Annotated in this window: 7 protein-coding genes and 4 pseudogenes; 6 read left to right on the top strand and 5 right to left on the bottom strand. The window is 57.1% G+C overall.

What is annotated here, in order from left to right:
• Window positions 1-141: 141 nt before the first annotated feature.
• A complete protein-coding gene (gene phaR, locus AC1DH9_RS23565; protein ID WP_427528304.1) occupies window positions 142-675 on the top strand; it encodes a polyhydroxyalkanoate synthesis repressor PhaR in 534 nt (177 codons plus the stop codon).
• Window positions 676-710: 35 nt separating this feature from the next.
• Here the strand turns inward: phaR and phaP are convergent, their stop codons facing one another.
• Entirely contained in the window at window positions 711-1,274 is a 564-nt protein-coding gene (phaP, locus tag AC1DH9_RS23570) for a TIGR01841 family phasin (protein WP_427540351.1), read from the bottom strand.
• A 251-nt stretch (window positions 1,275-1,525) separates the two neighbouring features.
• Between phaP and AC1DH9_RS23575 the strand changes: the two are divergent.
• Window positions 1,526-3,681: pseudogene (locus AC1DH9_RS23575) on the top strand (DUF3141 domain-containing protein).
• Between the two features lie 13 nt (window positions 3,682-3,694).
• Here the strand turns inward: AC1DH9_RS23575 and AC1DH9_RS23580 are convergent.
• Window positions 3,695-4,608: pseudogene (locus AC1DH9_RS23580) on the bottom strand (helix-turn-helix transcriptional regulator).
• A 272-nt stretch (window positions 4,609-4,880) separates the two neighbouring features.
• Here AC1DH9_RS23580 and phbB point away from each other — a divergent pair.
• From phbB to AC1DH9_RS23600, 4 genes and pseudogenes are all read left to right on the top strand, one after another.
• Complete coding sequence (phbB, locus tag AC1DH9_RS23585; RefSeq protein ID WP_477806109.1) at window positions 4,881-5,627, top strand: acetoacetyl-CoA reductase; 747 nt, start codon at window positions 4,881-4,883, stop codon at window positions 5,625-5,627.
• Between the two features lie 64 nt (window positions 5,628-5,691).
• Window positions 5,692-6,744, top strand: a pseudogene (locus AC1DH9_RS23590) (acetyl-CoA C-acyltransferase); the annotation flags it as partial.
• 32 nt (window positions 6,745-6,776) lie between these two features.
• Window positions 6,777-8,480: a class I poly(R)-hydroxyalkanoic acid synthase gene (gene phaC, locus AC1DH9_RS23595; protein ID WP_427540366.1), complete on the top strand. Its 1,704-nt coding sequence runs from the start codon at window positions 6,777-6,779 to the stop codon at window positions 8,478-8,480.
• A gap of 50 nt (window positions 8,481-8,530) precedes the next feature.
• Window positions 8,531-8,797: a hypothetical protein gene (locus AC1DH9_RS23600; protein ID WP_427528318.1), complete on the top strand. Its 267-nt coding sequence runs from the start codon at window positions 8,531-8,533 to the stop codon at window positions 8,795-8,797.
• A 198-nt stretch (window positions 8,798-8,995) separates the two neighbouring features.
• On the opposite strand, the gene AC1DH9_RS23605 is transcribed toward AC1DH9_RS23600, so the two are convergent.
• The 3 genes and pseudogenes from AC1DH9_RS23605 to AC1DH9_RS23615 form a co-directional block, all read right to left on the bottom strand.
• On the bottom strand, window positions 8,996-9,625 hold the full coding sequence (locus AC1DH9_RS23605) for a LysE family translocator (RefSeq protein WP_427540369.1): 630 nt from the start codon (window positions 9,623-9,625) through the stop codon (window positions 8,996-8,998).
• A 281-nt stretch (window positions 9,626-9,906) separates the two neighbouring features.
• Window positions 9,907-10,157: pseudogene (locus AC1DH9_RS23610) on the bottom strand (carbamoyltransferase N-terminal domain-containing protein); the annotation flags it as partial.
• A 95-nt stretch (window positions 10,158-10,252) separates the two neighbouring features.
• The gene (locus AC1DH9_RS23615) at window positions 10,253-10,876 is read right to left on the bottom strand and encodes a LysE family translocator (RefSeq protein WP_427540516.1); all 624 of its coding nucleotides are present in this window, start codon (window positions 10,874-10,876) and stop codon (window positions 10,253-10,255) included.
• Between the last annotated feature and the right edge of the window lie 77 nt (window positions 10,877-10,953).

The raw sequence follows: 10,953 nt of genomic DNA on the forward strand, positions 1-10,953 counted from the left end.
ACACACGGCGTTGTGCGGGATGACGAAGAAAGTTCTTACTCTGAACACCCGGCGCGTGCCGCGTGAGGCGACGCATTGGAGTGGCAGTGGTCAGAGTAGGATAAGATGCCTGTAAATCAGGCTCGCCATGAGTAGCCCCGCATGACAGATAACAGTCGGAACACCACCCGTCTGATCAAGAAGTACCCGAATCGCCGTCTATATGACACGCACACCAGCAGTCATTTGACCCTTGCGGATATACGCCAGTTGGTCGTCGATAAAATCCCGTTCGAGGTGGTCGACGCCAAGACCGGCGAGGATCTGACCCGAAGTATTTTGCTGCAGGTCATTCTGGAAGCCGAAAGTGGCGGTGAGCCGATATTCTCCAGTGAGATGCTGATGGGGATTATTCAGTTCTACGGTCCCTACCAGAGCGTCCTCGGCAGCTACCTGGATAAAAGCATCCAGACGGTCATCGACATCCAGTCCCAGACCGGAGCCCAGTCCTCTGAAGCCTGGAGCGAGTTCATGCACCAGCAAGCACCGGTCATGCAGGATTTGATGCGCCAGTATGTCGACCAGTCAAAAGCCCTCTACCTGAACACTCAGAACCTCTTCGGCCTGTTCGGCGGCATGGCACCTGGCAAGCCGGGTGCCGGTGGCGGGACGAAAAAAAATGGCGATGGGGAGTAACCCCATCGCCATCCGTTCAACCGCTCTAATGTGACTTACTTGTTGCCGCTTGTAGCCTTGGCACCTGGAGCAGCTTTGCCGGCTGCTGCGGTCGCTGCCTCAAAACCGCTCTGGGCAACGTCAGTAGCCTGTTTTACGGCTTTCTGTGCGCTTTCAAAAACGGTACCGGCATTCGCCAGCGACGACTTGAATGCAGCCACAACAGGCTCGGAGCCTGCCGGTGCATTCTTGCTGATCACGTCAACGAACTCTTGCACCTGCTGGGTGCCCGCCTCGACCTGACGCGAGGCCAGCTTGGTGATTTCCGAGTGAGTGCCGACAATCAACGCTTGCACCTGGCGATTGAACTCAGCCAGGCGTTCGGCTTGCACATTTGGCTGGGTGAAAGAAGCCTGGAGCTCAGCGAACCCTTGTGGATCACGGACCGCCAGCAGCTTGCGAAAGACTTCGAACTGCTCCTCGGTGGAGGCCTGCAGTGTCTTGAACTGCAATTGGCTGAGCTGTTCAACACTGGAGAAGATTTTGCCGCTGATTTGCTGCAGGAGGTCTAGGTTGGCTTTCTGAGCGTCTTGCAATTTTTCCGAATTGAAAAAAGACATGCTTGAATCTCCTGATTCTGAAAGGCCGACTTGGGCCTGAGGACGCGATAGCGATCCTGCCGGTCATCGCGCTAGACTTAATATTGCAGCGCACAATTTTTTTTGGCAATGGTTTTTTGTGCGGCGCACAAAAGTTTTTCCACCACTGCTGATATTCGCTATAGACTCCTGACATCAAGCGGACAGCCAAGGTCTCGTTCATCTATGAGCCGTAAGCCGCCGCTTCGCATGCATAACCTCAGGAGATCACCATGGGCCAGGAAGACATTATTGCATCGCAATATGAAAAACCTTTCTCTCAACGCGGCCTGTTCGAACACCTGAGTCATCTGCAGCGCCTCAATACGCTGAACATCCTTGATGCTTTGCGCCAGCGCCAGAAAAAAACCCTCGCGCCGCTGAAGCAGGGTCAACTCAGACAACCTACGCCCGCTGAATGGCAGGAATATGTCACTGACCTTGGCCAACGCTGCCTGCTGTTCTGGGACACCCTGCGCCAGCGCGGCGACAATACGCTGGCCCATGAACGCGCCGGGTATCCACTGCTGCTCAAGTTCGATCATGAAACCCTTATCGCAGGCGCCGATCTCCCGCGCCCGGTCAACTATTCACTGCTGCGAATCCTCCCGGGGCCCGAGCAAAAAATCGACAGCAATGGCCAGCCGGTGATCATCATTGACCCACGCGGCGGCCATGGCTCGGGAATCGGCGGCTTCAAACAGGATTCGGTACTGGGCGAAAGCCTCAGAGCCGGCCACCCCACTTATTTCATCTCTTTCAGCCACTCACCACAGCCTGGGCAAACCCTGGCCGATATCGTCGAAGCCCAGGCCCGGTTCATCGAGGTCGTCAGCGCCCTTCACCCAGCCAACAGCAAGCCGATCATTATCGGCAACTGCCAGGCCGGCTGGGCCTTAATGGGATTGGCGGCAACACGGCCGGAACTGCCGGGATTGATCATTATCAATGGTGCCCCCTTGTCGTACTGGGCCGGTGTCAATGGACGCAATCCAATGCGTTACACCGGTGGCCTGCTGGGTGGCGGCTGGATGGCACGCCTGKGCAGCGACTTGGGCAATAACCGTTTCGACGGCACTTGGCTGGTCAGCAATTTCGAAAACCTGGACCCGGCCAACACCTATTGGGGCAAGTACTACCAGTTGTTCAGCCAGATCGACAGTGAGGCTGCACGCTTTCTCGACTTCGAACGCTGGTGGGGCAGCCCGACCCTGCTCAATGGCGAAGAGATCGAGATGATTGTCGATGACCTTTTCATCGGCAACCGGTTGTCCGGCGGCCTTGGCCGCAAGAGCTCCGGTATTGACCTGAAACGGATCGAAGTACCGGTGGTGGTGTTCTGCTCCTACGGCGACAACATCACCCCTCCCCAGCAGGCGTTGAACTGGATCGTCGATGTCTATCCCAGCGATCTCGCCTTGCATGATGCGCCCCCTCAGGCAGCAGTGACGTGCAATACAGCGTGAGTTTCGAATCAAGGCGAATCGCTGATATCCATGATGATGTCGAGCCAGCCCGTGATGACGATCGCGAATTCTCTCTGGTGGAGCATGCCTCTGAAATCAACAGCGAGTTTTACGACGGGTTCATACGCCCGTGGCTGCGTCAGGTCGTCAACGAGCCCATTGCCGAACTGATGCGCAGGATGCACCCCTTCCATCAGCAGCAAGTGCTATGGAGCAGCCTGAATCCGGCGCTGTGGTGGTTAGCCGGGGCCGCCTCCCAAGTGAGCAGTGATCGTCGTCCCGCACGCCAGGACAACCCGTTGCTGGCGTGGCAGGAGCTGTTCTCCAACCAGATACAAGACGCCCTGAATGCTTATCGCGATGTGCGTGACGCCACTCAGGAGCTGTGTTTTTACGGTATCTACGGCGCACTGGGTACCCTCACCAACAACCACCCGGTGCGAAATCTCCAGGCACATGCCGACCAGCAGGACCAGGCCCTGATCGAACGCCTGCAGGATGCGCTGCCCCATGGCGGCACCCTGGAAGCGTTGGTGCGGATTCTGTTTTTGCTGGGCCGCAACAGCGACAAGGCGGGCAAGGAAAGCATAGAGAAACTGATCCAGCAGGTGCACTTGCTGGTCCAGGATTACAGCACTGAGCCCACAGCCCTGCGCGAAGCCATCCGATTGCAGAACCTGCTGGTTTTTGCCCACCCGCAAGAAAGCTTGCGCAGCCTGCCCTTGTTGCTACCCGAGGCCAAGGAACGCCAACAGGTGCTGACAGCCGTTGGGCAATTAATGCCTGAATTGCTCACGACTGCTGGAACCGAAGGCAAATTCTGGCGTGAACTGCACACGCTGCTCGAAGTCCCCCTGCCCGCTCCCGCCATCGTCGCTAAAGCCCCAAAGCGCCAAGCGACAAAAGATCCAAAGCCTCGATGACCCTCCATAGGGATTAGCGGTGTATCCGTTCGGCGTAGGCGCTGGCGAAGCCTGCGGTCTTATGGTCTCTGCGCTGACCGACGGAGTTCATGGCTCGGACCGGCACGGGCACGGACGCGACTTCCTCGAGCGCAAACAACGACTCATCGGTTCGATACTGACCGGGGGGCATGCCGAACCAGCGGGTGCATGCCTTATGGAAGCTGCTGTGATCATGAAAACCGAGCAGATACGTCACATGCTTCATGTTGAAACGAGAATGGCGCAAATAGAAGTCGGCCAGCTGCCGGCGTACATCGTTCAGGACATCCTTGAATTGCGTGCCATCCTTCTCAAGGCCTCGCTGAAGCGTTCGCTTGCTGATGTTCAGCGCCGCCGCAATCGATTCCATATCACATTGCACCTGGCCCTGCCCCTGGCTCAAGCGCTCGATAATCAGCGCGCGAATCCTGCCAACAATAGAGCCGCCGGACAACTGGTCCAATTGAGCCTCGGCATAGCTGTCATGGAGTATGGCAAGCGCCTCGTTGGCCATGCTCAAAGGACTCAGAAGCTCCTCGCCATCGAACAGGATGCTGTCATAAGCACAAAGAAAAGGCTGAATCCGGTACTAATCAACGGGCTGAAACGAACCAGGCGTTCGAGCGCCCTTTTCAGATTCGAACTGGACATCATCGTGTAGCCCACGATCTGAAACACGCCGGGGTGGAAACTCCCGTAGGCTTTCAAACCGATGTTCGGATCATTCGAGGCCTGAGCAGCCAGATCCCAAAGACGATAGATAACGCTCCGCTCGCAGTATGCTCCAGGTTTATTCACGAACTCGACGTCCAGTCCCGCCTCCTGGCACAGACCGGTAACGTCCAGTCCTTGAGCCAAAAGCGTATTCGCCAGCATGCCTGCATAACCTGAACTCATTCTATACATAGCGCCCTCAATAACCTGTGGAACCGAACATCCTGTCCGGAGCCGATATTGACCTACGCTGAACATATTTCAGCCATGTTTCACGAATATTAATTATCCGTTCCGTTTCAAGTATTGATCCCAGTATAGGTACTCCTCATTTTTTGCAAGCGGTCTAAAACGCCTGTGTGGCACCGATGGACACGAATACGTCACCTACCAACACTTCCGCACGAACCGTTGATATCGAACAATCTTCTCTCCTGCAGCGCAAAAAGAAGGGAAGTAGAAATATGGAGTCGCGTAGTCGTATTGCGGTAGTAACAGGTGGTATGGGCGGCATTGGTACAGCCATCAGCCAACGTCTGTACAAGGAAGGCTTCAAGGTTATTGTCGGCTGCAGTGCCAATTCCGGCCGCAAGGATGACTGGATGGCAACACAGCTTGCAGCAGGCTATCGATTCGACTGCGTCGAAACCGACATCACCGATTGGGAGCCGACCCGCAAGGCCTTTGAGATGGTGCGCGAACACTTCGGGCCGATCGACGTACTGGTCAACAATGCAGGCATCACTCGTGACGCGTCCTTCCGCAAGCTCACCCCGGAAGACTGGAACGCGGTGATCGGAACCAACCTGAACAGTTTGTTCAACACCTCCAAGCAAGTCATCGAAGGCATGCTCTCCAAGGGTTGGGGGCGGATCATCAACATCTCGTCGATCAACGGCCAGCGTGGCCAGTTCGGTCAGACCAACTACTCGGCCGCCAAGGCTGGCATCCATGGCTTCACCATGGCACTGGCCCGGGAAGTTTCCGGCAAGGGCGTGACCGTCAACACCGTCTCCCCAGGCTACATCCAGACCGACATGACTGCGGCAATCCGCAAGGACATTCTGGACGGCATGATTGCCGGCATTCCGGTGGGTCGCCTTGGCCAACCCGACGAGATCGCCTCGATCGTGGCCTGGCTGGCCTCCGATGAGTCCGCCTACAGCACCGGTGCCGACTTCTCGGTAAACGGCGGCATGAACATGCAGTAAGCCCAACCAGGGCATGAATGCCCTGGTGTGTTCGACGAATTTTGTCTTTTCAATGAGGTCATGCATGAACGAAGTCGTAATCGTTGCCGCTACTCGTACCGCCATCGGCAGTTTCCAGGGTGCTTTGTCTGCCATTCCCGCGACCGAACTGGGTGCCGCAGTGATTCGCCGCTTGCTGGAGCAGACGGGTATCGATGCTGCTCAAATTGATGAAGTGATCCTCGGCCAGGTACTCACTGCCGGCGCTGGGCAAAACCCGGCCCGCCAGACAGCAATCAAAGCCGGCTTGCCACATACCACCCCTGCCCTGACTTTGAACAAGGTCTGCGGCTCGGGCCTCAAGGCGGTCCATCTCRCCGTCCAGGCAATCCGTTGCGGCGACGCGGAACTGGTGATCGCTGGAGGTCAGGAAAACATGAGCCTGGCTCCMTACGTTCTGCCCAAGGCACGCACGGGTCTGCGCATGGGCCATGCGCAACTGCAAGACAGCATGATCCAGGATGGCCTGTGGGATGCCTTCAACGACTACCACATGGGGATCACCGCTGAGAATCTGGCGCAAAAGTACGAGATCTCTCGTGAAGCGCAGGATGCCTTCGCCGCCGCCTCGCAACAGAAGGCCGCCGCTGCCATTGAGGGCGGGCGATTCCAGAACGAAATCACCCCGATCCTGATTCCTCAGCGTAAGGGCGAACCACTGGTCTTCGACACCGATGAACAGCCGCGTATCGACAGTACTGCGCAAGCCTTGGCCAAACTCAAACCGGCCTTCCAGAAAGACGGCAGCGTGACCGYCGGCAATGCTTCGACCCTCAACGATGGCGCCGCCGTACTGTTGCTGGCCAGCGCCGCTAAAGCACAAGCGCTGGGCCTTCCGGTACTGGCACGGATCAAAGCCTATGCCAGCGCCGGTGTGGACCCGTCGATCATGGGCATCGGCCCGGTCCCGGCTACACGTCTGACCCTGAAAAAGGCCGGCTGGAACGTCGAGGACCTGGACCTCATCGAAGCCAATGAAGCCTTCGCCGCCCAGGCGCTGGCCGTTGGCAAAGAGCTGGGTTGGGACACCAGCAAGGTCAACGTCAACGGTGGTGCGATCGCCCTTGGCCATCCGATCGCCCGGCTCATCGGTATGGGCAAGGAACTCTAATGGACAACAACGCGCATACATTCAAGACCTATTGGTCAGGCCAGGTTCCGTTCATCGCGTCCTTGGCAGTACAACAATTGCGCCTATGGGTCAGCACTAATCCCTGGTTTTCCGGACATGAGCACAGCGCCTGGTTCGAGCTGCCTCGCGAAACGCTGGACAGCCTTCAAGCGGACTACCAGGTTGAATGGGGCCAACTCGGCCAAAAACTGCTGACCGGCCAATCCTTCAGCTTCGATGATCGACGTTTCGCCAGCGGCAACTGGAGCGAGCCAGTGTTCGGCTCCCTCGCTGCGTTTTACCTGCTCAACTCCAGCTTTCTCCTGAAACTGCTCGACAAACTGCTGATCGACGACAAGAAACCGCGCCAACGCCTGCGCTATCTGGTGGAGCAAGCCATCGCCGCCAGTGCGCCCAGCAATTTTCTGGTCAGTAACCCTGATGCACTCCAGCGTGCGGTTGAGACCAAAGGTGCCAGCCTGCTCACCGGTCTGCAGCATCTGGCCAGCGACATGAACGAAGGCAAAATGCGCCAGTGTGATAGCGGTGCCTTCAAGGTTGGCGTCGACCTGGCCAACACCCCGGGCGAAATCGTCTTCGAGAACCACCTCTTCCAGCTCATTCAGTACTACCCGCAAAGCGAGACCCAGTACCGACATCCGGTATTCGTCGTACCGCCGTCGATCAACAAGTACTACATCCTTGATCTGCGCCCGGACAACTCGATGGTCCGCCATCTGCTGGAAAAGGGACATCCCGTATTCCTGATGTCCTGGCGCAACTTTGACGAGGAGCACGCGGGCACCACCTGGGATGACCTGATTGAGCACGGGGTAATCGACGCCCTGCAAGTGACCCGTGAGATCAGTGGCGAGCAGCGACTCAATTGCGTGGGTTTCTGCATCGGCGGCACCCTGTTGAGCACTGCGCTGGCCGTACTGGCGGCACGCGGTGATCGAGAGATCGCCAGCGTCAGCCTGTTGACCACGTTCCTTGATTACCTGGATACCGGTCCCATCGACATTTTCGTCGACGAAGAACTGGTGGCCTATCGAGAGCGCACCATCGGCGGGATGAATGGTCCCATCGGCCTGTTTCGTGGCGAGGACATGGGCAATACCTTCTCCCTGCTGCGCCCCAACGAGTTGTGGTGGAACTACAACGTCGACAAATACCTCAAGGGCCAGAAGCCGATTCCACTTGATTTGCTGTTCTGGAATAACGACAGCACCAACCTTCCGGGCCCGATGTACTGCTGGTACCTGCGCCACACCTATCTGCAGAACGATTTGAAATCAGGTGAGCTTGAGTGCTGTGGGGTCAAGCTGGATTTGCGTGCAATCGACGCTCCCGCTTACATCCTCGCCACCCATGACGATCACATCGTGCCCTGGAAAAGCGCCTATGCCAGTACCAACCTGCTCTCCGGGACCAAGCGTTTTGTACTGGGCGCTTCCGGGCATATCGCCGGAGTCATCAATCCACCCGCCAAGCAGAAGCGCCATTACTGGACCAACAATCGGGTCACGAAAAACCCGGAGACCTGGTTCAAGAATGCCGAGCAGCAACCCGGTAGCTGGTGGAATGATTGGTTCAACTGGCTGGCGGGACACTCCGGCGAGCGCCAACCCGCGGTTGCGCACACCGGGAATGACAAATTCCCGCCTCTGGAGCCGGCGCCAGGCAGTTATGTAAAGCAATGAAAGTTGGCGGCACATTATTTGTTTTGTTTGGGTACAAGGAGAGACGACCCGTGATCACCCCGTTCCGCATCAACGAAGCACTTTTGATTGCCAGCCACGCATTCAAACCTTTTCAATGTGTCGCCTGGGCTCCGCAAGACGGTAATGGTGAACTGAGCCTGAGTGTCATCGACCAGGCCAACACGCGTATTTGTCGCAAACTGATTCCAAGCAGTGCCTATTCCGACCCGACGCAGCTGGAACGCCTGCTGGAAGAGGTGCGCACCGAGTTGAGCCAGGAGGGTTACACGCTGCAATCCTGGACAATGCCAGCGTAAGCATTCTCGCGGATCGCCAACGCTGACCCACCTACCGCTGAAAGCTTCGCCTGCCCTGTGTACTTTCCCATGGAACACCCCATTGGTTATGTCTAACCTTTGGGGTGCAGTCCAAATTCAGATGGACACCATCGCCTTTGGCGTCGGGGTCAGGAAGGCGTGAAGAATGCAGCGTGACATCCGGTTTTTGCATCAGCATTAAAACAACGAGCTGATAAACCCAATCGCGACGATCGAATAGAAGGCCGCGCAGATCATCCCGAACGATTTTCGCGTTCGAGTGAAAAACGGTTCAGCCGAATGGGCTGAAAACGCCAACGCGTAAGTACTGAAAATCATGAACCCGAGTACAGCGCAACCGGCCACCAGGACAAAACTGGCCCAGGCCGGTGCATTCGCACTAAGCCCAACCGTGGTCACGGTGAACCAGGTCAAGGCAGCTTTTGGGTTGGTGAGGTGAATACCCAGTCCCTGCAAATAATACCCAATGTGCCTGGACTGTTTGGTGCGAGCTCGCGCAACCGTGGCGGCATTGTGTGCCAGTGCACCGCGAATCGACTTGTAGGCCAGAAAGAACAAATAGCAGGCGCCGAGGACTTTCAGCCAGACCAGAATCTGCGTGTAGGAAAGCAGCAACGCCGATACCCCAGCCGCGGTCATTGCCCCCCAGCACAGCGAACCGGAAATGACCCCCGCCGCCAACGCCAGCCCAGGCGTACGCCCAAAGTTCAGGGAGGTATTGGCAATCGCCAGGTTACCCGGACCGGGGCTGGCAGTGCCGATGACGTAGACCGCCAGCGCGACTCCGAAGCTCGAAAGATCAAACATATGACGGTCTCTTATCAGTCGCACCAACGCGCGCAATGCACACCCTTCAGCCGCTATCGGCCTGAAGCCCCTCCAAAAAAAGCACTTATTTGAAGCAACGACGATCAGGCTCCTGGGCGCGAATTTTTTCCATCCAGGGTTTCAGCTCGGATTGCTTGTACAGCCACTCGCGCCTGCGTAAAAAGGGGAAACCGTCATTGACCGACGGCCTTTACAACTGCACTGAAACATTCGCCCCTCTCGGCGACTTCGGCCTCGCTGGAAATAAAGGACGGCGCCCCCCCCTGCCAGATGGTGGTCGAGTGCCATTCGCCGATACCGTCGATGCACATACCACGGCGGTCTCGAACGGCGACGGGTAGAACGCCGTAGCGGGTGGGAGCGATGGTGCTGGGACGCCTGGAAATACCGCATCGTGCCGCGCGCGGGTGAAACGTTCTTCCTGGGCAGCTACAACCGGGGCACCATCTTTCACCAAGGCGGCAGCACTGTCGTGATGGAAGGCAGAGATCCCTGAAACGTGAATAGCCATTGAAACGTGTATCCTCTTAGCATCATGCCAATACCTCGAATCCCTTCCGCCAACTGCATCTATTGGCGCCTCGGTAACTTTTTTTATAAATACCTTCAAGACCACCACTCGCCGAACGGCAAGCTTTTCAATACCGGTATCAATGACACCACCAGCACCAGGCTCATGGTGATATTGAACGCCTTCAAACGCTGTGGGTGAGTCAAGAAGCGCCGCAGGTATTGCCCAAAAAACACCCAGACCATCGAGCACGGCGAGCCGAACAAAAAGAACAGCAGCGCGATCAGCAAAATCTGAAAACCGTAGGCATCGACCGGCGAGGTATACGTCAGCACTGCACCCACCGCCATCACCCAAGCCTTGGGGTTGACCCACTGAAACAATGCCGCATGGGTGAAGCCCAAGGGCTTTCCAGACTTGTCGTCAAGGTCCACGGTCGGCGCGCTGGCGATCTGGTAGGCCAGGTACAACAGGTACAGCGCACCCACCACCTGCAACACATCGTGAAGCCTGGGGTACTGTTGAAAAACCGCCCCGGCCCCCACCCCGACGGCAATCAGCATCAGTGGAAAACCGATGTTGATCCCCGCCACGTGCCGCATCGTGCGCCCGATGCCAAAGTTCGCTCCCGACGACATCAACATGACGTTGTTAGGCCCCGGCGTGACGCAGGTGGCGATGACAAACAAAATGATCGAGTAGTAATCCAGGGTTTGCATCGTCACGCCCTTATCAACGGTAATCTTCCAGCGTCCCGCGCCGACGGATGTCGACCGACACGTCCAGGCCCCCGGAA

Source organism: Pseudomonas sp. 05T35, from assembly GCF_056396605.1.

Excerpts from the sequence above, each read along its gene's own strand:
- phaR (WP_427528304.1), top strand. The coding sequence starts at position 142 with ATGACAGATAACAGTCGGAACACCACCCGTCTGATCAAGAAGTACCCG.
- phaP (WP_427540351.1), bottom strand. The coding sequence starts at position 1,274 with ATGTCTTTTTTCAATTCGGAAAAATTGCAAGACGCTCAGAAAGCCAAC.
- phbB (WP_477806109.1), top strand. The coding sequence starts at position 4,881 with ATGGAGTCGCGTAGTCGTATTGCGGTAGTAACAGGTGGTATGGGCGGC.
- phaC (WP_427540366.1), top strand. The coding sequence starts at position 6,777 with ATGGACAACAACGCGCATACATTCAAGACCTATTGGTCAGGCCAGGTT.
- AC1DH9_RS23605 (WP_427540369.1), bottom strand. The coding sequence starts at position 9,625 with ATGTTTGATCTTTCGAGCTTCGGAGTCGCGCTGGCGGTCTACGTCATC.
- AC1DH9_RS23615 (WP_427540516.1), bottom strand. The coding sequence starts at position 10,876 with ATGCAAACCCTGGATTACTACTCGATCATTTTGTTTGTCATCGCCACC.